A 25,208-nucleotide genomic window follows, 5' to 3' on the forward strand; every position below is an offset into this window, starting at 1 on the left:
GTAAGGAATAAAAAGGAGACGGGCCAGCGCCGAATTAGCCTGGTAGGGAGCCCATTACTGCCCGTTAGGGCATATAGCGTCGAAAGCTTGGATAGCGCATTTAGTCAGTTTGGTTTATATGCCCCACGAACACCTTGTTGCGGGCAGGACGTAGCACCTTGCCATTTGGTAGGTTGCCTGAGGTTCGCAGAGCCTGGTCTCTCCCCTCATCTGTATAAATCAACGGGTGTCTGGTTATCCCTGGCGGGCAGCACCGTATTGACTTGATGGTGCAAGTATACGGCCTAACGGCCGGTTGCGCAACGTTTCTGGTGTACAACCGGCTGGATCTGATATGCCTGTGGTAATGAATTTACTTGCTGGTTGCGCTGTTTTTATAGTATATATCGTTTAACTGACCATCTATCTTACTTATGGCTTCTTCCGGCAGCATTGGCCTTCTGCTTGTTGTTTTAACCAGCCTGATCACTTTCTACGCCTTTCGGCGAGAATCGTTGCAGGCCCGGTACACCTTCTCCGTTGAGGGCATTCTGATCCATAAAGAGTACAGCCGCCTGATTATGTCGGGGTTTGTGCATGCTGACTGGATACACCTGCTTTTCAATATGTACGCGCTCATGTCGTTTGCCGGTACGCTGGAACAGGTAACGGGGCCGTGGCATGTGTTGCTGATCTATTTTGCCAGTTTGCTCGGCGGTAATTTGCTGGCCCTGTTCATTAACCGGAATAACCTGGCATACCGGGCGGTGGGGGCGTCAGGTGCCATTGCAGGGGTAATTTTCGCGGTCATTCTCCTGTTTCCGGGCATCTCGATCAGCCCGTTGTTTTTGCCGTTTCGGGTACCGGCCTGGCTGTTCGGACTGGTTTATACCCTGTACTCGATTTACGGCATCAAATCGCGAAACGATAATATCGGTCATGAAGCCCATTTGGGGGGCGCTGTAACGGGCGTATTGGCGATGTGTGCGCTGGAGCCGCTGGTGCTTCAGTTTAACTGGCCGATTGCTCTACTACTGACATTGCCAACCATCGTGTTTTTGCTCTTCCTGATCAACCGCCCTGAATGGCTCTACCTCAGTGGGCTCTCGTTGACAATTTCCCAGCACGAAACGAAAGACGAGCGCTATAATGCCGCGAAGTTTCAGCGGCAGCAGGAAATTGACCGCATCCTCGATAAGATCAACGAACGGGGCGTGGGTAGTCTCACGGAGCAGGAGCGGAACGTGCTGGAAGGGCGCTAGGTACGTTACAACGGCTTCGCCTGACAAGGCTCAGTTAGTTTCTGCGGTGAAGCGCTAATTGGCGTACCTCACGTGTCAGTAGCTATTTCGTATTGCTTACATGACAGGCTACAACTGTCCTGCTGGTGTGTATAAGTGAGCACATTGAGTAGTCATTACACTGAATTTTAATACGGGAGGCGATAGTCTAGTAGCCAGTAGGTTAAGTGTAGTTGTGGTAATAATTCCACAGAAGTGTGGAAGGTAATCAGCATAAAAAACAGTCATTTGTTTGGTCGTATGGCCCGATGACCCTAGTTTAGCTTCTGTAACTACGACTTAACCCGTCCGTTTATGCTGAAGAAAGTGCTCCTGACAGCGTGTTTCGCTGTCTCGTTTGGCATCACTCAAGCCCAGACCAACGCCGACCTGGCAATGGTAACGGTTGACATGAAGCCGGTTGTTTCCGCTGACAAAGCGTCGTCAACCTCCTCTGAATCTGCTTCATTTTACAGCGACATACCTATTGTCAATGATGTAATCGGGTTTGCTAAAAAGCATCTATCTATTCGCTACCGCTCGGGTGGCACCACTCCAAAGGGATTTGATTGTTCGGGTTTCACCCGGTTTTGTTTCAGTAAATTCGGTATCGATCTACCCCACTCAAGTGCCGCCCAGGGAAATGTTGGCCTGAAAGTAGAGCGTGAATTTGCAAAGCCCGGCGATTTGATCTTTTTCAAAGGCCACTCATCAGGCGGAAGCCACATTGGTCACGTCGGCATGATCACTGAAGTAGTAGGAAATCAGATAAAATTCATCCATTCGGCCTGGGGCGGCGGTATCCGCTTCGATTATCTGAATGCCGATTACTACCGTAATCGCTTCATGGGTATTCGACGGGTGGCCCGGTTAGTAGCCGAAAAGTAGCTTGCCTACCGTATTCTTGTTGGGTCGTTGCCATAGCGGTAACGACCTTTTTTTGTGGCTTACCAATTGTGTTCGCTGTCTGATCCATAATGGCTTGTCTCGAATAACTTGTGGGCGGAATGGGCTTAAAGGGGTAGAGTCGCCGATGTGAAACGCGGCCTCATCCCGGTAGACACCTCCCATAAGCTACTTTCCTGCCTGTAGGTCACTTCCCTTGTTATACCCGATGTTCCGTTGCCAGCCAGTTATTCGTATTGCGTTTGTTGTTCTCTTTCTGGCTATTGCCGGCAATAGCCAGGTGTTTGGCCAGCGGTCTGTCCGGAAAGCGCAGTTGTGGTTAACCAATCCCGACGGGTCGGCGCTCTTTGCCAAACAGCCAGGTACGTTACCGTTTGGCAGTAAAGCAGGGGAGGGGCCGGTGATTGAGGTTAACGAAAGGCAGAAGTTTCAGTCCATCGATGGATTTGGGTATACGCTCACGGGTGGTAGTGCCATGCTCATCAACCGAATGAGCGCGTCGGCCCGTGCTGCATTGCTTCAGGAATTAGTTGCAACCACAGGAAACAGCATTGGCGTAAACTATCTCCGCGTCAGTATCGGCGCGTCTGATCTGGATGATCGTGTCTTTTCATATGATGACTTGCCCGCCGGAGAGACGGACCCCACGCTGGCGAAGTTTTCATTGGCACCCGATCGGGTGCATTTGATTCCCGTTCTAAAGCAAATTCTGGCCATTAACCCGGCTATCAAGCTACTGGGTTCGCCCTGGTCACCGCCGGTCTGGATGAAGACCAACCAGGCGTCGAAAGGGGGGAGTTTAAAGCCCGAGTATTACGATGTGTACGCGCAGTATTTTGTCAGGTACATTCAGGCGATGAAAACGGAAGGCATTCCAATCGATGCCATTACCATTCAGAACGAACCGTTGCATCCGGGCAATAACCCCAGCTTGTTGATGTTGCCGCAGGAACAGGCCACCTTTATCAAAAAAAGCTTGGGTCCTGCTTTTAAGCGGGCGGGTATAACCACGAAAATTATCCTCTATGACCACAATGCCGATCGCCCCGACTACCCAATTTCCATTCTCGATGACCCGGCGGTTAAGCCTTACGTCGATGGGTCGGCATTTCACTTGTACGGAGGGCCTGTTTCGGCGTTGAGTACCGTGCATGATGCCCATCCCGACAAAAACCTGTATTTCACCGAGCAATGGATCGGTGCGCCTGGTAATCTGAAAGGTGATCTGGGCTGGCACGTAGCTAATCTGATTGTTGGTGCTACCCGCAATTGGAGCCGAACGGTGCTGGAATGGAACCTGGCCGCCAACCCGAAACAGGAGCCCCATACGGAGGGCGGCTGTACGCAGTGCCTTGGGGCGATTACGCTGGATGGGAACACGGTGACGCGCAACCCTGCTTATTACGTCATTGCATCGGCCTCTAAGTTCGTGCGCCCGGGCTCTGTCCGCATTGCGACAAACACGCACGAGACGTTGCCGAACGTGGCATTTAAAACGCCGACTGGTGGTGTTGTGCTCATTGTGCTGAACAGCAGCAAAGCACAACAATCTGTCAACATTCGCTACAACGGGAAGGTCATTAGCACTACGCTGCCGGAAGGGGGCGTGGGGACGTATGTCTGGTAGGAAGAGGTGTACTGCTCCATTATGTCTTCCTCTACTGGTATGAGATGAGCTTGATAAAGGCGCTAGAGTGGCCTCTCAATACGTCGACCCGCATTGAGCTCGTTCAAAAACTGCACTAATCCAGGTACGTCTAAAACTCGGTCAACAGCAACGTTGGCTATAGCCTGCTGTGGCATGAAGGCTGCCAGGGCTGTCTCTGGCAGTTGGGCAGCGGTGAGCCCCCCCGCCTGTTTAATTGCATTTAGACCCCGGGTTCCGTCGGCGTTGGCTCCTGATAGGAGAATACCGACAGCCGCAGCCCCATACACATCGGCTGCTGATTCGAAGGTAACATCGATCGCTGGTCGGCTGTAGTGCACCTTTTCGGAATCATCGAGCGAAAACGTGCCGTTGCGTTCAACAAGGAGGTGATAGTCGGCGGGGGCCAGGTAGATGTTACCGGGTTTCAACTCGTCTTTATCGTCAACTTCATGAACAGGTACACTGGTTTTCAAACTCAGCAGATCGGCTAGTCCGGAGCTTGACGTGTTTTTCCGGTGAACCACCACGATCAGGGCGACCGTCAACGGCGGCTGGATGGCGGCTAAAACGGGAAGTAATACATCGAGGCTTCCGGTTGACCCGCCAATAACAACAACTGCATAGTCTGATCTGGGCATCGTGTCCATCAGCCGATTTTGCGCCATATTTTTTCGGTCGTCACCTGTTTGTAATTCGTCTGAATGCCAGAGAGTTTCAACGTTTCCCGAGAACCCAGGGCAAGGTAGCTAAGTGGCCCCAGGCTGTCGTCGAACAACCGCAGCACCCGTTCCTGAAGGTCCTTATTGAAGTAAATCAGCACGTTGCGACACACGATCAAATCGAATTCATTGAACGAATGATCCGACACCAGATTATGGGTCGAGAAAACCATGCGGGTACCCAACTCATCGATGAACTTGACGTGGTCGTACTGCGCGGTGTAGTACTGCGAGAAATCCCGGGTGCCGCCCGAAAGCTGGTAATTCCCGGAGTACTGCTTCATGGGAGCCAGGGGGAAAATACCCCGGCGGGCTACATCGAGTACGTCCGGGTTCAAGTCGGTGGCATACAGTAGCGATTTAGCCAGTAGCCCTACTTCCCGCAGCAAGATAGCCATCGAATACACTTCTTCGCCGGTTGAGCAGCCCGCGTGCCAGATGCGGATAAAGGGTTTGGCGGCCAGCGTGGGGAGTACGTCGTTGCGCAGAACATGGTAAAATGAAGGGTCGCGGAACATCTCGGTTACGTTTACCGTCAGCTCTTCCACAAACCGCTTTAGGTAGGCCGCGTCTGAACGGACCCGATATCGCAGTTCGGCGAAGCTTGGAAACTTATCGACCAGCCACAGCCGGTTAATGCGGCGTTTGAGCGACGCCCGGCTATAATTGGTGAAATCATAGCCGTACAGTTCCACAATATCATTCAGCAGCAACGTAACCTCTTCTTCCTCAATCATACACTCTGTTAACTACTGGCCAATAAGCCCATCAGCCGGTCTACGTCAATGGGTTTGGCAACGTACTCTGTCGCTCCGGCCAGGAGGCATTTCTCCCGGTCACCAACCATAGCCTGAGCCGTCACGGCAAAGATGGGCGTACCCTGCCGACCGGGAATCTTCTTGATGTGTGGAATAGCTTCGTAGCCATCCATATCGGGCATCATCATATCAATCAGAATAGCGTCGATGACCTCGTCTGTTTGAAGAATAGCGAGTGCCTCCTGCGCACTCAGGCACGACAGGCAATCAAATCCCTTTGCTTTCAGCGTGGCTTTCAGCGCAAAAATGTTGCGGGGATCATCGTCGATCACTAAGACTCGTTTTTTTGACATACTGTTTAAGGCTGAGCTGTAGTACCGGAGCTCCAGCTTCGGTGGTAATTGGCAACCTTACCCTACCGAAGCTGGAGCTTCGGCGACAGAACGTACCTACCCCCGGTCGTATAACCAGACGCGCAGCAACGACACCAGTTGGTCAATGTCGACGGGTTTGGTGATGTAGTCCGACGCGCCGGCCTGAAGGCACTTTTCCCGATCGCCGGTCATGGCTTTGGCCGTTACAGCAATGATGGGCAGGTTTTTCCACTGGTACTGTTCCCGAATGTGGCGGGCCGTTTCGTAGCCGTCGAGCTGGGGCATCATCATATCCAGCAAAACCAGATCGATCGCCGGATTTTCACTCAGCTTTTGCAGAGCCTCTTTACCGTCCAGCGCGGGTATCACGGTCATGTTGTACTGTTCAAGCGCTTTCGAGAGCGAGAAGATGTTCCGCACATCGTCGTCGGCAACCAGCACCGTTTTCCCGGTCAGCACCTGATTGAGGGCACCCAGCTTTTTGGTGGTTCCATTGCCTGATCCCGAAGTGTTGCTTTCTACCAAGTGCAGGAACAGCGACACCTCATCGAGCATACGCTGGTAAGAGTGGGCCGTTTTGACAATGATTGAATCCGCATATTTCTTGATCTTGAGTTCTTCGGCCATCGAGAGGCTCTTGCCTGTGAAAATGATGATCGGCAGGTTTTCGAGGCCGGGATTTTTCCGGGCTTCCTCCAGCGTTTCATAGGCTTTCTGATCAGGAATGCCCATGTCAAGAATTACGCAGTCGACCGTATTGCCTTGTAACGCGTCGATTCCCTCGTTAATGTTACTCTTTAGTTCCGAGCTGATACTGTATGTTTCCAGGAAATACGCCAGTGCCTTGGCATGCCGGGGGTTATCCTCAATGATCAGCACCTTTTTAGGGTCGCGGGCAAGTACGTCTTCCAGCTTTTTGAAAATGGTCTGCATCTGTTCGAAAGCCATCGGCTTATCGACAAAATCAATCGCGCCCTTCAGCCGGCTCTCATTCTTCAGCTTGTGCGACGACATGATATGCACCGGGATCGGCCGGGTTTGCGGATTGGCTTTCAGGGCATCCATCACCTCCCAGCCGCTCATGACCGGGAGTTGAATATCCAGCAGAATACCGATCGGCCGGAAACGGGCGGCCAGTATCAGCCCTTCGTCGCCGCGTACGGCTACTACCCCTTTATAGCCCTTCTGACGGGCGTAGTCGAGCAGGGATTTGGCGAAATGAACGTCGTCTTCTACGATCAGGATAACCTTGTCGGTGTCGGTGATGGCCTCCCGGTCGTCGGGTACGTTGTCGGGAATTCGTGGGCTGATGTACCGTTTACCGTTTTCCTGAACTTGCGCTGCCATGACCGGGGCCAACGGCTGCGTCACCGGCGTAGGAGCGGGTTTTTCGGCGATTGGTGCTGTTTGCGCTGATCCTGCCAGGGGCAGACTGACCGTAAATGTGCTGCCTTCGTCCACTTTACTGGTCAGCGTAATCTCGCCGCCCAGCAGTTTGGCCAGCTCACGACTGATGGATAAGCCGAGCCCGGTACCGCCATATTTGCGTTTGGTGGAGCCGTCGGCCTGTTGAAACGCTTCAAAAACCAGGGGCTGTTTCTCCACAGGAATCCCAATGCCCGTATCGGATACGGCAAACGAGAGCGTATTGGCTCCGGGCGACTGGCGCTGGATGGTGAGGCGTACACGTCCCTTAGCTGTAAACTTAAGCGCGTTTGAGAGCAGGTTTTTCAGAATCTGTCCCAGGCGCATCCGGTCGGTCTCGATGGCGGCAGGTACGTCTGGCTCAATGATGATCGAAAAATCTAATCCCTTCTCTTTGGCCATCAACCCAAACAGGGCCTGCAGCTCATCGCTGATGTCGGTTAGGTTAACAGTCTGGTAATCGAGGGTCATCTGACCGGCCTCTATTTTTGATAGATCCAGAATTTCGTCGATGAGCCCCAGCAGTCCATTCCCCGACGACTGAATGACTTTGGCGTATTCGACCTGATCATCGTTGAGGTTGGTCTCGTTATTTTCGGCCAGCAGTCGGCTCAGCAACAGGATGGAGTTGAGCGGTGTTCGTAGCTCATGCGACATATTGGCCAGAAATTCCGATTTGTAGCGGGTGGCCAATTCGAGTTCATCCGCCTTTTTCTGGATCTCGCTGTTTCGTTCTTCCAGCAGCAGGCCTCGCTCTTCCAATTCTGTGTTGGTTTGCTGGAGTTCTTCCTGCTGTACCCGCAGTTCTTCCTCCGAAGCCTGTAGTTTCTGCGCCTGTATTTCAAGTTCCGAATTCAGGTTTTCCAACTCGCTATGCTGTGCCTGGAGCTCTTCGGCCTGAACCTGGGTCTCTTCCAGGAAATTCTGCAACCGAACAAAGTCGAGTGCGGCGTTCACACCCATCGCCATGGCTTCGCCGTTCTGCTCCAGAAACTTAATTTCCAGGGGCGTCGGCTGCCGAAGCATCCCCACCTCCACGGCCCCAACGCAGGTGCCGTCATACAAAAGTGGCAGGACCACAACTGACGAAGGGCGGCTTTCCCCCAGAGAGGAGCTGATGCGGCTATAATCGGTTGGGAGGTCGGTGATGGTCAGTACTTTTTTGCTGGCAATGGCCTGGCCCACCAGCCCTACGCCTGCCGTAACGGTTTGGGGCGCATCGGTAGCGGCGTAGCTGCCGGCTAGTTTATACGCGCCGTCGGTATCTGACAAATAAACGGTACCCAGCGGTGCGTTCAGGTAACCGACAATAGCATCGATCAGGCGGGAGCCGAGATTGGTGAGCCCTTTTTCGCCCCGGATGGCATCGTTCAGTTTCACAACGCCCGTCTGAAGCCAGTTTCGGTCTTTCAGATCGGTGAACGTTTGCTCCAGCGAGTGGGCCATGCTATTAAGGGCTTTGGCAATGCGGCCCAGTTCATCGTCCTTATCGTCGTTGCTTCTGACAGCGTATTGCCCGTCGGCAATCTGTCGGGTTATGCCTTCCATCACGTTGATGCGCCGGGCAGTTTCAGCGTACTCCCGCTCGGCGGCCCGTTGCTGAATCAGCCGGGTGTCCATATCGGTTTTGATGCGACGATAAGTGAAGGCGGTAATCAGCATGGAAATAACCGCCGCTAGCACCAGCAGAATGGGCGTGTACGTGATGTAGAACTGCTGTTGTTGAAGCCGTGATTGTAGTAACGTGCTCTCCGATCGCTGAATCCGGCTGATCACGGTCCGTAGGGAATCCATCGTCTGCTTCCCGGCCGACATGGCGGCATACCGGCTTGCCGAATCCTGCCGAATACGGGTCTGTTGATAGAGGGCTATGCCCCGTCGCATGAAGGTGAACTTCCGTTCGTACAAGTATTTGACCTGCGTCAGGTTTTTTTGCTGATCCGGACTGTCTGCCGTTAACTCCTGAAGCCGGTCGTAACTTGTCGTTACCTTTCCGTAGCTGTCCGTATAGGGTTGCAGGAAGCGCCGGTCGAAAGTCAGCAAATAGCCCCGCTGCCCGGTTTCGGCATCTTTCATGTACGAAATAATATTCTCCGCCTCAATGAGTACCTGATTGGTATGGTTCACCAGGTTCGAATTGCTGATGAGCTTCTGAATACTGTAGAACGACGCCACCAGGCTGACCAGCAGCAAGAGCGTCGACAGCGAAAAGACAACCTGAAGCTGTCGTATAACCGAGTTGGAAAGTTGCGGCATAGGATGCGGGGTAAAACTTACAGCGTGAGCGTGGCAGGAACCTGGATTGACTGACTAACCGGCAGCAACAGGATGAAGCGGGCACCTTCGCCTTCGCGGCTTCTGGCAGCAATTAGCCCGTGGTGTTTGTCTATATTCTTTTTGGCAATAGCCAACCCAATCCCGGTCCCCTCGAAGCTGGTTTTATCGTGTAATCGCTGGAAGAGTACAAAAATGCGGTTCGAGAATTTCTCGTCGAATCCAATGCCATTGTCTTCCACCACAATCCGGCAGTAGGGGCCGGTGGGGTCTGGAACGGCATCCATTGTTTTGTCGGTAACGCGTTCGGCGTAAATTCTAACTACCGGCGGGGTAGCTGGCCGGGTAAACTTCAGCGCATTGCCGATCAGGTTCTGAAATACCTGCCGAATGCGAGGGGGGATGGCATCGATAACCGGCAATGGCTCTATCGTCACCGTTGCGTGCCTCCGGCTGATGGTTTCGTCGAAGTCGAGCAGCAGGTCATTGACCAGAACGTTCAGGTCGGTTGGCTGGAACGGCTCAGGTGCCGACAACTGGGCATAGGCCAGCAGGTCGTTGATGAGGTTGGTCATCCGTGCCGACGCCCGGATCGACCGATCGAGGTACGTAATCACATCTGTGCTTTCGGGCAGGCACTGCTCCTTGATGAGATCGTTTAGAAACTGAATTTTCCGGAGCGGTTCTTTCAGGTCGTGCGATACCACCCAGGTAAACTGCTGGAGTTCATGGTTGGCCCGTTCCAGTTCAGCATTGTTCAGTACCAGTTCGTGGGTACGTTGCGCAACTTCCTGTTCCAGCCGCTCGGTGGCCTGTTTCTGGGCATGAATGTCGGTGAAGGTACCGATCCATCGTACAATCGTGTCTTGCTTTCGAATGGGCAGCGCCCGCAACAGGTGGTAGCGGTACTGGCCGGTGGCCCGTTCCCGTAGTCGCACTTCGCATGTACACTCGTGGCCGCTTGCCAACGCCGCCTGCCATTGCTCATGGAACTGATCGTGCGGATGCGCCTCAGGAAATGTGGTGTCGGAGGTGGCGTAACTCAGCCAGTGCGCATTCACATACTCGAGTTGCCCGTCGGGTCTGACCGTAAAGGCCATCAGTGGAATAGAAGCCAGTACTTTTTGCAGGTCTTCGACCTGGGTAGCCAAGGCGGCCTGCGCCTGTTTGCGCACTTCGACCTCTTCACGGAGTAATTGCTGCGCCGCCCGAAGTTCCTGCTGCTGCTCATAGAGTTTCTGCAGCGTCTTTACTTTCAGCACCAGAATATCTGGATCAACGGGTTTGATCAGGTAATCGATGCCCCCGGCGGTGTAACCCCTGGTAATAAATCGCTTTTCAGTGTTAACGGCCGAGAGGAAAATAATGGATGTGTCGCGGGCTTTACCGAAACCGGATATGGCACTGGCTACTTCAAAGCCGTCCATGTCGGGCATTTGCACATCCAGGATAATCACCGAGTAAGCCGTATTGAGCACTTTCCGCAGGGCTTCTTCACCCGACTCGGCCGTGTCGACCTGGAAGCGATGCAGTTCGAGAATCTTCTGTAAGGGAAGGATATTTTCTCGCCTGTCATCAACAATAAGAATCATGGAGGGGCTAATGATTAGTGCGTAAAAGTGGGCAATTATACGGTAAAGATAAGGTGGGGGAGAAACCTCTACCAGTCTGGTTTACTACACGGGCCATCCCTGATAGCTACCGGAACAGGCAAGGTAGCTCTGAATTGGGTACGTTGCTGTTACATACGGAAGGCCTTGTTTGTGGAAACAGATACGTTCGGCACGACAGGATTGCTTTGGCGATCAGTTTATTAAAGTCGGCCAACTGGTGCCGCCCGTGTACAGCTACGGTCAGGGCAGGTCACTACTCAGGTTCCCTGAGCCGGCATCGGGGTTTTGGTGGGTCAATTTAGTGTGTGGCCCACCTGGCAGAACGGTACAAATACGTTTGTCGACGTTGGTAACGCCGTACCTTTGTCAGGTCGCTACGCAAACCGTGGCGGCCTTTTTTGTTGGTATGCCGTTGATTGGAGCTTCTTCGTACCGCCCGCCCGCTTACCTGTGGAGTGGGCATTTGCAGACTGTTGTACCGTCGCTGTTTCGGAAAATACCCGTCAGGTACGTTCGGCAGCGGGTGGAAACGGCCGACGATGATTTTCTGGATTTGGACTGGAGCAGGGCTGATCAGGCCGCCGGTTCGGCGAAAAATCCGCTGGTGATTGTCTCACATGGTCTGGAGGGCGACAGCACCCGGCAGTATGTGGCGGGCACAGTTCGGTTGCTGAATCAGCACGGGTTCGACTGTCTGGCTTGGCACTACCGGTCGTGTTCGGGCGAGATGAACCGGCAGGCGCGGTTTTACCACATCGGCGAAACGGGCGATCTGCACACGGTGGTTCAGGAGGTACTTAAAGCGGGTTACCAGACCATTTATCTGGTTGGCTACAGTGCGGGCGGTAACATTACGCTGAAGTACCTCGGCGAACAGGGGCCGACCGTTCATCCGGCCATAAAACGGGCGGTGGGTATCTCGGTGCCGCTGGACCTATTGACCACCGCCGACCGGCTGGAACAGTGGGACAGTATGGTGTATAACCGCCGATTTCAGAAAACGCTGAAAGAAAAAGTGAAGCTGAAAGCAGGTACGTTGCCCGCCGCTATTCGGGCCACCGATCTACGCCGGATTCGGTCGCTGCGGGAGTTCGATGACCTCATTACGGCCCCTCTACACGGTTTCGACGGGGTTACCGATTACTATACCCGGAACAGCTCGCTGCGTTTTTTATCGAAAATAACGGTGCCCACATTGGTCCTGAATGCGCAGAATGACCCATTTTTGTCCCCCGAATGCTTTCCGAAGGCGTTGGCAAAGGAACTCACCCACGTTTGGATGGAGTTTCCAGAGCAGGGCGGCCATTGTGGCTTCCCGTCGGCCAGCGGCCTGCAGGCACCTACCTACGCCGAAGAACGAGTGGTTCAGTTCCTTACTCAGCCACTCAGCTAGCGTAGTTACACTTCATCGCAAGAGTCAGTTTACGCTGACAACCAATTCACAACTGATTGCTGTACACAACCTGATTTATTAATTCCTCTTGCAGATGACTACTCAAACGCCAACGCTCGAATCGACGACATCACCTACTGATCAGACGTACTACGTCATCGATTTCGACAGTACCTTCACGAAAGTAGAGGCGCTGGATATTCTCGGCGAAATCTCACTGGCTGGCCGTCCCGACCGTGACGATGTGCTCGATCAGATTAAAACGATCACCGACCGGGGTATGTCGGGCGAACTGTCGCTGGCGCAGTCGATTCAGATGCGGCTGAAACTGCTGAATGCGCACCGCGATCAGCTTCCAGCCCTTGTTGAGCGCCTGTCGACGATGGTGTCTGACTCGTTCCAGCGTAACCAGGCGTTTTTGACCAGCCATGCCGATCAGATCTTTATCGTGTCGAGCGGCTTCAAAGAGTTCATCGTACCCATTGTAACGGCACTCGGCATCAAGGCGGAGAACGTGTACGCCAACACCTTCGAGTTTGACCAGGACGGCCGGATCGTTGGCTGTGATGATAACAATCCACTCTCGCAGGATCGGGGTAAAGTGAAGCTGATTAAAGAACTGAATTTCGACGGTGATGTCTACGTCATTGGCGATGGCTATACCGACTACGAGATTCGGGAATCGGGGCTGGCCAACCGCTTTTATGCCTTCACCGAAAACGTGTCGCGGCCTAAAGTGGTAGCCAAAGCCGACCACATTGCCGCCTCGTTGGACGAATTTTTATTCGATAATAAATTGAGTCGTAGCCAATCGTACCCCAAGAGCCGCATTAAAGTACTGCTGCTCGAAAACGTGCACCCCGTTGCCGTTAGCCTGCTCGAAAAAGAAGGGTTCAGCCTCGATATCCGGAAAGGCGCGCTCGACGAAGACGAACTGATCGAAGCGTTGCAAGGCGTTCATATCCTCGGCATTCGCTCGAAGACGAACGTGACCCGTCGGGTTCTGGAGAATTCACCCAAGCTGATGACTATTGGCGCTTTCTGTATTGGTACTAACCAGATCGATCTGGAAGCGGCCACCGAGAAAGGCGTTGCTGTGTTCAACGCACCCTACAGCAATACCCGGTCAGTAGTGGAACTGGCCGTTGGCGAGATGATTATGCTGATTCGGGGCATCGTGCCGAAGAGCAATAAGATGCACGCGGGTGTCTGGGACAAATCGGCGGTAAACAGCTTCGAGGTACGTGGTAAAAAACTTGGTTTGGTTGGCTACGGCAACATCGGTACCCAACTGTCGGTGGTAGCTGAGGCGCTGGGCATGGAAGTGTATTTCTACGACGGTGTTGACAAGCTGGCGCTGGGTAACGCCCGCAAATGCCAGACCCTCGACGACCTGCTGGCCGTTTCTGATGTGGTAAGCCTGCACACCGATGGCCGGAAAGAAAACAAGAACCTGATTGGTGCTCGTGAATTCGGACTGATGAAGCAGGGCGTGATTTTCATGAACCTGTCGCGCGGCCACGTCGTGGATATTCCGGCGCTGGTCGATGCCATCAAGTCGGGTAAAGTAGCGGGGGCTGGAATCGACGTGTTCCCCTACGAGCCGAAAACGAACAACGAAGAGTTCGTCAACGAGCTGCGTGGATTGCCCAATGTCATTCTGACACCACACGTTGGCGGAAGCACCGAAGAGGCCCAATTTAACATTGGTCAGTTTGTGCCGGCAAAATTAGTCAGCTACATGAACAACGGCAGTACGTATGGCAGCGTAAACTTCCCTGAGCTGCAATTACCATTGCTACACGATTCGCACCGATTGTTGCACATTCACGCGAACGTACCTGGCATTCTGGCCAAGATCAATAACATATTTGCGAAATATCATATTAACATCCAGGGGCAGTACCTGAAGACCAACGAAACTATCGGGTACGTTATCTCCGACATCTCGAAAGATTACGCCGACGAAGTTGTTCAGGAGCTTAAAGACATTGACAATACGATTCGATTCCGCTTACTGTACTAGCAAACGGCCGGACGTCGATGGAAACGAAAGACGATCCCCAAAAAATAGTGTTTACCTGGAAGATGGCCCTGATCTCTTTCTCTCTTCTGATTGCCCTGATCCCGACGTTGGTTGCCGGGTTTCTGCGCAACAAGGAGCGTAAGGCAATCAGGCAGAATCCGGCTCTGACAACGGGTACCGTGACCCGATTCGAGCGTGGTAGCAATGGCAAGCGGCGCTGGTATAACTCCTACGCTGATTACCGGGCACAGGATCGTGTGTATAGCTGCGTTGGGCATGCAACGATCTCGTTGACCAAACACCAGAGAGATTCACTGATTGGGGTACGTCTGCCGGTGATTTACGAAAAAGACAATCCCAAAAACGCTCACTTACTGAGTGGAGTGCGGGCGTTCAATAGATTTAACCTTGACTTGCCCGATAGCCTCAGCTGGACAACGTCGTATTTCACCAACTAACTTATGAGCCAAGTTTACTTCACTCCCGGACCGGCGGAACTGTATCCGACCTTTGCCCACCACCTGAAAACGGCGATGGACGAACAAATTGGGTCGATATCGCACCGGAGCCAGCGCTTCCGGGACATCTACAAGTACACGGATGAACAGCTGCGTACCTTGCTGAACATTCCGGCGACCCACGGCATTTATTTTACCGGGTCAGCGTCGGAAGTATGGGAGCGAATGCTGCTTAACTGTGTCGAGCATGAGAGTTTTCATATGGTGAACGGGTCGTTTTCGCGCAAATTTTACGACTATGCCCTGAGCCTGCATAAGTTCGCGCACATTGCCGAAAAACGCTTTGGCGAAGGCTTCGATGCTGCCGAAATCGACGTACCTGATTATGCCGAGCTGGTGGCGATTACGCATAACGAAACGTCGTCGGGTGTGCAGTTCCGGCCAACGGAAATTCATAAGCTGAAGCGGAAATACAACAAGAAGTTGTTCTGCGTGGATATGGTCTCATCGGCTCCCTACCCCGATCTGGATTTTACGCTGGTTGATTCGGCCTTTTTCTCCGTCCAAAAGGCGTTTGGAATGCCTGCCGGTCTGGGTGTCTGGATTGCCAATGATGCCTGTCTGGAAAAAGCCGAACGTTTGCAACAGTATGAGTCGATGACCGTAGGGGCGCACAACACGCTGCCTATGTTGCATAAGCATTACCAGACCTTCGAAACGCCGGCCACACCGAATGTGCTGTTTATTTACCTGTTAGGCAAGATCGCCGCCGACCTCAACAAGATTGGCATTTCTGCCATTCGGCGGCAGACCGAAGAGCGCGCCAAACAGATCTATAAGTTTCTGGATACTAACGACGGCTTTACCCCTTTCGTAAAAGAGGACCGCCACCGGTCGCAGACGGTCATTGTGGCCGAAACCACCCGCCCTGCGGCCGAGGTGATTGCTGCCGTGAAAGAAGCCGGTATGGTGCTGGGTAGTGGTTACGGTAAGTTCAAAGACAGTCAGATACGCATCGCCAATTTCCCTGCTACCTCAGCCGAGCAGGTTAGCAAGTTGTTGGCCCGGTTGAAAGAAGTGGGCTAAGCCCCAACCCTGGTTTTGGGTGGCCGTAGTGCGGCGTTAAGTTTCAGGTCTCGAGTGCCATTACTGATCAATCAGGCGGTTGATTAGTAACGGCACTCGAGACCTGAAACTATTTTACGGCAAACCAAACAGAATCTACTTGGTTAGTAGAGAATAGTACGTAAGTCCAACTCAACGATGAAAAAACTGATCTACACTGCCGCCCTTGTAGCGGTCTGCGCAGCCACCGGGTATGCGCAGGATAACCGATCGCGATCTGACAGCTCAGAAACGCGCCAACGTGTCAACCAAAAGGTCGACGATGTAAAAGAGGATGTGAACCAGGCTGCTGACCGGGCCAAGGTAAAGGTGCGGGAAGAATATGAAGAAAGTCGCTCGTATCAGGAGCGCAATCAGCTTACCTGGTTTCAGAAAGGAAGCATCATGGGTGGTGCGTCGCTGGGCGTTGGTACGGGATCAGGTAGTGGCACGTACCTGGCGTTTTCGCCCCGGGCGGGTTATTTCCTGAACACAGGCCTGATGGCCGGCCTTCAGTTTAGTTTCGACAGTCGGATCAATACAAGCTACCGTGCCAGTCAAACGGGCGTTTTCCTGCGCTACTACCCATTCCGTACTCGAATCAGTGGTTTCGGTGGGTTTGGTTACAACTTCGGCAGTGAAAAATCGAGCAATATCGGTGCCGACGAAAAGGCACGCTACCAGAGTGTCAACCTGGAGATTGGTACCATGTTATGGGTTCGACCAAACCTTGGTGCTGAGCTGGCCCTTGAAAGCAATTATTTTAGTCAGACCGACGCCCTGGCGGGTCGTAACAAAGGTGGTCGTTTCCGCTTTGGCGTAAATTATTTCTTCGGCCGTCCAAATAAACTCTAACCTGTAGCTTTAGGGCTACGTATCAACACGTTATGAATCAGAAAAAAGGAACCGGCAAGACTGCCCTCATCACAGGTGCGTCGAGTGGAATAGGTCAGGAACTGGCCAAGTTATTTGCCCAGGATGGCTACAACCTCGTTTTGGTGGCTCGTAGCGAAGACACCTTGCACCGGCTCAGCGAAGTGTTTGAAATGAATTACGGGACCGAAAACGTCACCGTAATTGGCAAAGACCTCTCGGAAGAAAACGCCGCACAGGATGTATACGATCAGGTAAAAGCGAAAGGCATCACCGTTGATGTACTCGTCAACGATGCGGGTGTGTCGACATACGGCAAGTTTGCTAATGAAACCGATTGGGAAACTGAAAAGTCGCTGATCCACCTGAACGTGCTGACGACGACGCTGATGACCAAGCTGTTTTTGAAGGATATGGTGACGCGTAATGAAGGCAAAGTCCTGAATCTGGCCTCGCTGGTGTCAATCACGCCGTTCCCGCTTCAAGCAGTGTATGCGGCCACAAAATCGTATATCTGGAACCTGACTCAGTCACTGGTAAACGAACTGAAAGATACCAACGTGACCATTACCGCACTAATGCCCAATGCTACAGACACCGACTTTTTCAACAAAGCGGGGGCATCGGACATTCTGGCAACGGATATTCTCGATGACGCCGCAATGGTGGCTAAAGACGGATACGAGGGCCTGATGGCTGGTAAAGCCAAAGTGGTGCCGGGCGGCGTGAAAAACAAAATGACTGAGGTAATGGCCTATGTGGCCCCGCAGCAAATGCTGGCAGGTCAGATGCGCACGCTGAATACGCCTAAAGGTCAGGTAGCCGAAGAAAGCAAAGAGTCGGCCTGGACAATCGGATTGAGCCTTGCCGCTATTGCCGTAACGGGCATTGCGCTGGCAGCCCTGTACCGGAGTGCACCGTTGGCCGACCGGTTGAACTATCAATATCAGTACGGAAAGGCTCGGTATAAAGCCGGACGGGCCGTTACGAATGCCAAAAACACTGTCAGCGATCTGCTGGCTGAGGTATAACGCCCATTTTCTGAATAGAATCCTATATCCCCTGAAGCGGACTTTGCGTAGAGAACGGTCAGTTCAATACGCAGAGAAGTCCCTTTCAGGGGATTTTAGGTTAAGTACCTTTGCTTAATTCACAACCAACTGTACCCGATGGAAACCACGTTACCTGCCCCTTTTCAACATCCGTATACCGTCGATTCCCGGTTCTCTCAATCGGTAGCTTACTTTTCCATGGAATTTGCCATTGATCAGGCGCTGAAAACGTATTCGGGCGGGCTGGGCTTTCTCGCCGGGTCGCACATGAAAAGCGCGTTTGACCTGAAGCAGAACCTGATAGGCATTGGTATGCTCTGGAAACTAGGCTATTATGATCAGGTTCGTACACCCGATAATTCGATGGGTGTACTTTTTCGTGAGAAAATATATTCGTTTTTGCAGGATACAGGGGCGCACTTTACGATCAACGTATTTGGTCGGCCCATCTGGGTACGTGCCTATTACCTCGACCCGTCGCACTTCAACACCGTGCCGATGTTTTTCCTGACGACGGACGTGGAGGGTAACGACGAACAGGCGCGGTCCATCTCGTACCGGCTTTACGACAATGACCCTACGCTGAAAGTGGCGCAGTGCATGGTGCTGGGTCTGGGGGGAGCCAAGTTTCTGGACGAAATCAAGTACAGCCCGGCCACTTATCATTTCAACGAAGCACACGCTTTGTCAGCGGCTTTCCATCTCTATCAGCAGGTTGGTAAATCGAAGGAAACACTTCGGGAACGGCTGATTTTTACGACGCACACCCCTGAAGAAGCCGGAAACGAAAAACATAATATTCACTTTCTGGACAATCTGGGCTTTTTTGGCGGTTTACCGCTCGATGAGGTTCGTGCGTTGACTGGCATCGAAGAGGATGTGTTTAACCACTCGCTGGCAGCGCTGCGCATGGCCCGTCGGGCCAATGGCGTGTCGAAACTACATGGAGAAGTAGCGCGTAAGATGTGGGGACACTACCCTGGTATCTGCGAAATTACCCACGTTACCAACGCCCAAAACTACCGCTATTGGGCCGATACCCGGCTAGCCGAAGCGTACCAGCATACAGACGCCGAGGCCATGACCAGCCGTAAGCGGGCCATGAAACAGCCGCTACTCAATATCGTTGCCGACCAGGTAGGAAAACTGTTTGACCCCACCGTGTTGACGATTGTCTGGGCTCGCCGGTTCGCGGCTTATAAACGCCCTGACCTGCTGCTACACGATGAAGAACGGTTCCGTCGGCTACTGAACAATTCCCGGTACCCAATACAGATCATCTGGGCGGGAAAACCGTATCCATTCGACGAAGGAGCGAAACAGAATTTCAACAAACTGCATTACCTGAGTCATCTGCATCCAAACATGGCCGTGCTGACGGGCTATGAACTGGCGTTGTCAAAAGCGCTGAAAGATGGGGCCGACGTGTGGCTGAATACGCCTGTGGTACCCCGCGAAGCCTCAGGTACGTCGGGGATGACAGCCGCTATGAATGGCGCGATTAACCTGTCGACAAACGATGGCTGGATCTGTGAATTTGCAAAGCCGGGTATGAACAGCTTTATCGTACCCGAAGCCGACCTGCAGGCTACCGCCGATGTGCGGGATGCGCACGACCGGAACGGTATCTTCGATTTGCTGGAGCAGCACATTCTGCCAACCTACTATGACCGGCCCGGCGAGTGGCAGAAACTAGTAACACAAAGCATGACTGACGTCTTGGCCTACTTCAGTGCCGACCGAATGGCGCAGGAGTATTACGAGCGGGTGTACGTTTAGATAGTTTGCTGTTTGTGGTTTGACGTTGCGCTGCTTATCCACCAAACGGTTAATCAAGCAGCGCAACGTCAAACCACAAACAGCAAACGTCAAACTAATATTTCCCTGGCTGCCTGCTCATCTTTCTGGAGTTGCTCGACCAGGGCGGGGAGGCCAGTGAATTTTTGTTCGGGACGGAGGAAGGCCCGAAACTGCAGCGTCATATGCTCGCCGTAGATGTCTTTACTAAAATCGAAAATGTACGTTTCGATGGTCTGGTGTTCACCAGCGACCGTTGGGCGGAAACCGATGTTCAGCATACCACCGTGCAGTTCACCGCCCTGCATCACATCGACCGCGTAAACGCCGTTGGCCGGAATCAACTTCACGGCATCGTCGACCTGTAGGTTGGCGGTTGGAAAGCCGATCGTGCGGCCCAGTTGCCGGCCTTTTACAATGGTGCCCGTCAGAGAGTAGGGTCGACCCAGAAAACGGTTGGCCGCATCTACGTTGCCTTCGTTCAGGGCAGCGCGGATCTTCGATGAACTGATGCCCACTGCTTCAATGTCCTGCCGGGGAATCTCCTCTACCTCGAAGCCATAATCGGCCTGGTGCGCCTGAATGTAGTCGAAGCCGCCTTCACGGTCTCGGCCAAAGCGATGATCGTAGCCAATCACCAGTTTCTTCGTCCCCAGCCCATCAACCAGTACATGCTGAATAAACTCGCCCGACGTGAGTTGCGAAAACGCGCGCGTGAACGGAATAACTACCAGGTGATCTACTCCCGCCTGTTCGAGCAACTCAATCTTTTCTTCCAGGGTGCTTAACAGACGTAAATCCTGGCTATCGTTTGACACCACCGTGCGCGGATGCGGCCAGTACGTCATCACAACCGACTGCCCATCAGGATGAGACCGTGCCACTTCATTAAGGCGCTTCAAAATAGTTTGGTGCCCCAAATGAACGCCATCGAATGTGCCGCTGGTCACAACGGCGTAGGGGAGAGGCGATAAGCTGTCGATGCCGCGATGGACGATCATAATCAGTATACTATAGTCTGGAAAGTCAATTGGAAAAGAGTACTAAGCATGGAAAGTTAGTTTTGTCGACGTACTTTCCATCCGCAGCGCCACTTATTGAGACTGACTATCGTGACTCTTTAAATAGGTTTCTATAAATTCTTCTACGGTGTGGGCATCCTTCACGTCGAACTCACCGATGCGGGTACGGCGCAACACGGACATGTAAGCTCCGTTGTTGAGCAGAAGACCTAAATCGCGCACCAGACTACGAACATAAGTGCCTTTTGAGCACACAATCCGGAAATCGATGGTCGGAAAATCGTTGGTCATGACATTGAACGTCGAAACCGTGACGGTGCGGCTTTTGATACCGCCTTCTACCTGGTCGGCCGTTTCGCCGCGTCGTGCCCGTTCATACAGCCGTTCGCCGTTCACCCGAATGGCCGAGTAGATGGGCGGTATCTGCTGAATGTCGCCCGTCAGCTGCGCCGCTGCGGCACGTACCTGCTCATGGGTGATCTCCGATGTGTCGAATTCGCCGTCGAACTCGGTTTCCAGATCGACAGAAGGTGTGGTTTTACCCAGTACCAACGTACCTGTGTACTCTTTTTCCTGCGCCTGATAACTATCGATTTGCTTGGTCATTTTGCCTGTGCAGAGAATGAGCAGGCCTGTCGCCAATGGATCGAGCGTGCCGGCGTGACCGATCTTTTTGATTTTGCAGGCCCGGCGTATTTTGTTCACCACGTCGAAGGACGTCCATTCGCGTGGTTTATCGATCAGGATTAATTGGCCCGGGTCGGGAGCTGGTTGATTTGGATCCATACTGGCAATCAAAGAATATCGATTTTTACGCCAGCGGCGATCAAGCCCAGCAGAATCAGGCCCACAACGATGCGGTAATAGCCAAAGACTTTGAAACCGTATTTGTTCAGGAAGCCAACAAATCCCCGAATGGCCAGCAGGCCAACCAGAAACGCAATACCGTTGCCAATGAGCAGGGTCTGGTAGTCAGACGGCTGTAGCATCTCGTACGTTTTCAGGAGCTTGTAACCCGTAGCAGCAGCCATCGTGGGCACGGCGAGAAAGAACGAAAATTCGGCGGCTTGCTGGCGGGTTAGGCCCTGCGTCATCCCACCGATGATGGTTGATGCCGACCGTGATACGCCGGGAATCATGGCGATACACTGGAAGAAGCCGACTCTTAAGGCTTCAGGGAAGGTAATGTCGTAGTCGCGGGTAGAGTGTTTTTCGATGATCCGGTCAATGAAAACCAGAATAACGCCGCCTACAACCAGTGATATGGCAACCACCACCACGTTTTCCAGCAGGCTATCGATAAAATCGTTGAGCAGGAAGCCGATGACTGCTGCGGGCAGGAATGCTACGAACAGTTTAAGGTAAAAATCAAGTTGGCCAGATACGGGGCCGATCAACTTCCGGACAGAATCGGGGAGGGCTTTGTACCAAACCATATCGGCGCGGGTACGGGTGTCGCGTAGAAAACGGCGATAATACAGAACCAGTACGGAGAGAATACAGCCAAATTGAATGTCGACGGTGTATAGTTTCGTGAATTCATCGCCACTGATGCCTGCCAGGGAGGAATAGATAATCATGTGGCCAGTAGACGAAACGGGCAAAAATTCGGTCAGGCCCTCAATGATGGCCAGCATAATCGCATGAAACAGACTCATAATACGGAGTAGCAGTGAAGAATGGGCGCAAAGCTACGATGAACAAAAACGGCTACCTACAAAAAAAGGGAACACAAAGCGAGCGGCCCCAAAAGCCAATCCACTTTGTGTTCCCCTGCGTAAAGCCGAAACCCGATCAACTGGCCGACTCGGTGGGCTTTTTCAGAATAGCGAAAAATTCAATGATAAAGCCAGCCGTAACGATGATTGGGCCCAGCGTTAAGCCGAAGAAACCAAACCCAAACGGCTCCGTATCAATGGTCATGACAAAAAAGCCAACCAGAATGGTGACGATACCGGCGATCATCAGTTGGAAATTTGCCTTTCCAAATGGCATGGCTGGTACATACGACGGGTTCGATTTGGTTGCCTCTGGCACTGAGAACCCCGTTACGGGTGTAGTCTTCGTTGTTTTAGGGCGAACAGATTCCATATAAAATCTTGATTTGATGTTAGTATAATTCGTCGAGCGACAAGTCTAGATAGCGGTGGACAGCCTGCAACGTGCTTAGCAAGCCGATAATCATACCCAGCACAACCAGACCGCCAGCCAGCATAAGCAGTTGAAGCGGATCGGTCAACGTATTCAGTTCAGGCATGCTCAACACGGCAGCATACCAGCCAATAAACAAAATTACGGCGGCGATAAGTCCCGCCATGAAGCCCTGGCTGAGGCCCCGTGTCAGGAAAGGCTTGGTAATAAAGCCGTTGGTCGCACCCACTAACTGCATGCTTCGGATGAGAAGCCGTTGCGAATACAACGCCAGCCGGATGGTGTTGTTCATCAACACGACAATGATAATGAGCAATACCAGGGCAAAGCCCGCCATAACGGCGTAAATCTTGGTAATGTTTCGGTTGATATTATCGACCATGTTCTCGGGGTAAACGACCTCAAAAACACCATCCATTTTTTCAATCGCTCCCTGTACTTCTTTCAGCTTCGCCTCGGCGAAATAGTCCTCGCGCAAACGAATCCGGTAGCTGGCATGTAACGGATTGTCGGACAGAAATTGGGTGAAATCTTCTTTCGTTTCGGCGATAAATTCCTTCGCCGCATCATCTTTCGACACGTACCTGATCTGTGGTTCGCCGTTGGTGGTGACTACAAAGGGCTGATCGGCCAGTGTTTTCGCCAGCTTCAGCCGCCCTGCCGAATCGAGGTCGTTATCCAGAAAAGCCCGTACTTCATTGCCTTCCCGTACGTTGGTAACCAGCCGTTTCGACTGGATAGCCAGCAGACCACAGGCACCAATAAGCAGTAGAGCCAGCGTCAGACTGAACAGAATTCGACCGGTTGGGTAGGCACCCACATTCTTTTTCTTACGCGCCATTGAACAAAAATAGCCTTTTTCAAGCAACGACCGCCAGCTGGCAATCGTGTGTGACTTGTGAATTAGGAAAAATTAACGGGAAGGGAAGTTGGTTTGTGGTTTGACGTTGCGTTGCTAACGTACCTGACTGTGATATAGCAGCGCAACATCAAACCACAAACAGCAAGCTCACTTTTCCAGCGCCTGATAGACCAGCACCCGGAACTTGTCGTTGAGGTCGCCGTAGGAGTTGGGCGATTTTTGGGTCATGATTAAGCCGATTGTCCCTGTCTTGGGATCGGCCCAGTAGTTGGTGCCGAAGTAGCCCCCCCAGCCCAGCAGCCCAACTGACACGGGCAGTTTAGCGGCCGATTTTTCGGTCGTGATCTCAAGGCCAAGACCAAATTTATTATCTCCTATGTTCAGCGCACCAATCTGGTTTTGCGTCATCAGGCCAACCGTAGCGGGGGCCAGTAATCGTTTTCCGCCATATTCGCCGCCATTCAGGATCATCTGGAGGAAAATGGCATAATCATAGGCTGTTGAGGACAAACCAGCGCCTCCCGAATAGTAGGTGCCCGACTTGGTAGGGTAGTCAGGTGAAAGGCTGCCCCGCACCGGCATTGGCACAATCTCCCGCGTGCCGGGAGTTTCGGTGTAGAGCGTAGCCAGGCGGTTATGCTTGCTGGCAGGTAAATAAAAGTACGTGTCGTTCATGCCCAGTGGCTCAAAGATGCGCGTACGGAAAAACTGGTCGAGTGATTGGCCCGACACCACTTCAACAAGGTAACCCAATACATCGGTGCTAAGGCTATACGTCCATTTTTCGCCGGGATTATGCACCAGCGGTAGCTTCGCCAGCGTTGGAATCGTAGCCGACAAACTGTACATGGGTGTGCCAATACCACTCGGAATGCCTGCTTTGGCATAGATCGCCACGGCTTCTTTAGTCCCGATGGTAGGGTAGCTGATGCCCGACGTGTGGGTTAGCAACTGCCGAATGGTGATCTCGCTTTTGGCTGGTTTAGTGGTGTAGGTTGTGTCTTTCTCATTGTAGGTGTCGATCACCGTCGGGTTTTTAAACGCCGGGATGTATCTTGAAACGGGTTCGTCGAGTAGAAAACGGCCTTCTTCAAACAGCATCATCACCGCCACACTGGTAATTGCCTTGGTTTGTGAGGCAATGCGCATGATCGCATCGCGCTGAAGCGGGGCTTTTGTTGTGGCCCCGTTTTCACCGAAGGCTTTATGGTACACAACCTGCCCATTGCGAACCACGAGCGCCACAATGCCCGCCTGTTTCCTCTGATCGACGTATTCGTTTAAAACGCGGTCGAGCCGTTGCAGACGCTCAGTGCTTACGCCCACAGCGGCAGGCGATTTAGACTCGGTCAGTTTATAGGGTTGTGAAAAAGCAGCTGTGAGCGACGTTGCCAGCAGGAGTAAGGAGCAAAAAAAACGCATAGATGGAGGGGGTGGGATTAGGTGGTTTAAGGATAGTATACGCAAGGCGAAGTACGGTATTTTGCCGCTGAA

At 52.7% G+C, this 25,208-nt stretch carries 21 protein-coding genes and 1 riboswitch; of the genes, 10 read left to right on the forward strand and 11 right to left on the reverse strand.

Going from position 1 to position 25,208, the window contains the following annotated elements:
• Positions 1–111: 111 nt before the first annotated feature.
• A riboswitch (SAM riboswitch) is annotated at positions 112–221 on the reverse strand.
• Between the two features lie 192 nt (positions 222–413).
• The 3 genes from F7231_RS03720 (at position 414) to F7231_RS03730 (ending at position 3,792) form a co-directional block, all read left to right on the forward strand.
• On the forward strand, positions 414–1,241 hold the full coding sequence (locus tag F7231_RS03720; RefSeq protein WP_166690924.1) for a rhomboid family intramembrane serine protease: 828 nt from the start codon (positions 414–416) through the stop codon (positions 1,239–1,241).
• 333 nt (positions 1,242–1,574) lie between these two features.
• Positions 1,575–2,147 (forward strand): C40 family peptidase, encoded by a 573-nt coding sequence (locus tag F7231_RS03725; protein WP_085414629.1) that lies wholly within the window; start codon positions 1,575–1,577, stop codon positions 2,145–2,147.
• A 226-nt stretch (positions 2,148–2,373) separates the two neighbouring features.
• Positions 2,374–3,792: a glycoside hydrolase family 30 protein gene (locus F7231_RS03730; RefSeq protein WP_166690925.1), complete on the forward strand. Its 1,419-nt coding sequence runs from the start codon at positions 2,374–2,376 to the stop codon at positions 3,790–3,792.
• Positions 3,793–3,854: 62 nt separating this feature from the next.
• On the opposite strand, the gene F7231_RS03735 is transcribed toward F7231_RS03730, so the two are convergent.
• The 5 genes from F7231_RS03735 to F7231_RS03755 all read right to left on the reverse strand — a co-directional run bounded on the left by F7231_RS03735 (position 3,855) and on the right by F7231_RS03755 (position 10,955).
• Entirely contained in the window at positions 3,855–4,478 is a 624-nt protein-coding gene (locus F7231_RS03735) for a chemotaxis protein CheB (protein WP_166690926.1), read from the reverse strand.
• On the reverse strand, positions 4,460–5,269 hold the full coding sequence (locus F7231_RS03740) for a CheR family methyltransferase (protein ID WP_085414626.1): 810 nt from the start codon (positions 5,267–5,269) through the stop codon (positions 4,460–4,462). The genes F7231_RS03735 and F7231_RS03740 overlap by 19 nt, the downstream gene beginning before the upstream one ends.
• An 8-nt stretch (positions 5,270–5,277) precedes the next feature.
• Positions 5,278–5,643: a response regulator gene (locus F7231_RS03745; RefSeq protein ID WP_085414625.1), complete on the reverse strand. Its 366-nt coding sequence runs from the start codon at positions 5,641–5,643 to the stop codon at positions 5,278–5,280.
• Positions 5,644–5,739: 96 nt separating this feature from the next.
• Positions 5,740–9,345 carry a response regulator gene (locus F7231_RS03750; protein ID WP_166690927.1) on the reverse strand — a complete coding sequence of 1,202 codons (3,606 nt, stop codon included), beginning with the start codon at positions 9,343–9,345 and terminating at the stop codon, positions 5,740–5,742.
• Between the two features lie 17 nt (positions 9,346–9,362).
• A complete protein-coding gene (locus F7231_RS03755) occupies positions 9,363–10,955 on the reverse strand; it encodes a response regulator (protein WP_166690928.1) in 1,593 nt (530 codons plus the stop codon).
• A 427-nt stretch (positions 10,956–11,382) separates the two neighbouring features.
• Between F7231_RS03755 and F7231_RS03760 the strand changes: the two genes are divergently transcribed.
• The 7 genes from F7231_RS03760 to glgP all read left to right on the forward strand — a co-directional run bounded on the left by F7231_RS03760 (position 11,383) and on the right by glgP (position 19,661).
• Positions 11,383–12,369 carry a YheT family hydrolase gene (locus F7231_RS03760; RefSeq protein ID WP_166690929.1) on the forward strand — a complete coding sequence of 329 codons (987 nt, stop codon included), beginning with the start codon at positions 11,383–11,385 and terminating at the stop codon, positions 12,367–12,369.
• 94 nt (positions 12,370–12,463) lie between these two features.
• Positions 12,464–14,395: a phosphoglycerate dehydrogenase gene (gene serA, locus F7231_RS03765; protein ID WP_085414622.1), complete on the forward strand. Its 1,932-nt coding sequence runs from the start codon at positions 12,464–12,466 to the stop codon at positions 14,393–14,395.
• Between the two features lie 17 nt (positions 14,396–14,412).
• Positions 14,413–14,853, forward strand: coding sequence for a DUF3592 domain-containing protein (locus F7231_RS03770; protein WP_166690930.1), 441 nt, complete (start codon positions 14,413–14,415; stop codon positions 14,851–14,853).
• A gap of 3 nt (positions 14,854–14,856) precedes the next feature.
• A complete protein-coding gene (locus F7231_RS03775; RefSeq protein ID WP_166690931.1) occupies positions 14,857–15,939 on the forward strand; it encodes an aminotransferase class V-fold PLP-dependent enzyme in 1,083 nt (360 codons plus the stop codon).
• Positions 15,940–16,116: 177 nt separating this feature from the next.
• Positions 16,117–16,812, forward strand: a complete 696-nt coding sequence (locus F7231_RS03780; RefSeq protein WP_085414619.1) for a hypothetical protein — start codon at positions 16,117–16,119, stop codon at positions 16,810–16,812.
• Positions 16,813–16,844: 32 nt separating this feature from the next.
• Complete coding sequence (locus F7231_RS03785) at positions 16,845–17,861, forward strand: SDR family NAD(P)-dependent oxidoreductase (protein WP_166690932.1); 1,017 nt, start codon at positions 16,845–16,847, stop codon at positions 17,859–17,861.
• 138 nt (positions 17,862–17,999) lie between these two features.
• Positions 18,000–19,661 (forward strand): alpha-glucan family phosphorylase, encoded by a 1,662-nt coding sequence (gene glgP / locus F7231_RS03790; protein ID WP_166690933.1) that lies wholly within the window; start codon positions 18,000–18,002, stop codon positions 19,659–19,661.
• An 89-nt stretch (positions 19,662–19,750) separates the two neighbouring features.
• On the opposite strand, the gene F7231_RS03795 is transcribed toward glgP, so the two are convergent.
• From F7231_RS03795 to F7231_RS03820, 6 genes are all read right to left on the reverse strand, one after another.
• The gene (locus F7231_RS03795) at positions 19,751–20,680 is read right to left on the reverse strand and encodes a bifunctional riboflavin kinase/FAD synthetase (RefSeq protein WP_166690934.1); all 930 of its coding nucleotides are present in this window, start codon (positions 20,678–20,680) and stop codon (positions 19,751–19,753) included.
• 93 nt (positions 20,681–20,773) lie between these two features.
• On the reverse strand, positions 20,774–21,487 hold the full coding sequence (gene truB, locus F7231_RS03800) for a tRNA pseudouridine(55) synthase TruB (RefSeq protein ID WP_166690935.1): 714 nt from the start codon (positions 21,485–21,487) through the stop codon (positions 20,774–20,776).
• A gap of 8 nt (positions 21,488–21,495) precedes the next feature.
• Positions 21,496–22,359: an undecaprenyl-diphosphate phosphatase gene (locus tag F7231_RS03805; RefSeq protein ID WP_085414614.1), complete on the reverse strand. Its 864-nt coding sequence runs from the start codon at positions 22,357–22,359 to the stop codon at positions 21,496–21,498.
• A 136-nt stretch (positions 22,360–22,495) separates the two neighbouring features.
• Complete coding sequence (locus tag F7231_RS03810) at positions 22,496–22,792, reverse strand: DUF3098 domain-containing protein (protein ID WP_085414613.1); 297 nt, start codon at positions 22,790–22,792, stop codon at positions 22,496–22,498.
• A 19-nt stretch (positions 22,793–22,811) separates the two neighbouring features.
• Positions 22,812–23,693 carry a cell division protein FtsX gene (locus F7231_RS03815; RefSeq protein ID WP_085414612.1) on the reverse strand — a complete coding sequence of 294 codons (882 nt, stop codon included), beginning with the start codon at positions 23,691–23,693 and terminating at the stop codon, positions 22,812–22,814.
• A 168-nt stretch (positions 23,694–23,861) separates the two neighbouring features.
• The gene (locus F7231_RS03820; RefSeq protein ID WP_166690936.1) at positions 23,862–25,136 is read right to left on the reverse strand and encodes a serine hydrolase domain-containing protein; all 1,275 of its coding nucleotides are present in this window, start codon (positions 25,134–25,136) and stop codon (positions 23,862–23,864) included.
• Between the last annotated feature and the right edge of the window lie 72 nt (positions 25,137–25,208).

Source organism: Fibrivirga algicola (genome assembly GCF_011742925.1).
In the GTDB taxonomy this organism is placed as follows: Bacteria; Bacteroidota; Bacteroidia; order Cytophagales; family Spirosomataceae; genus Fibrella; species Fibrella algicola.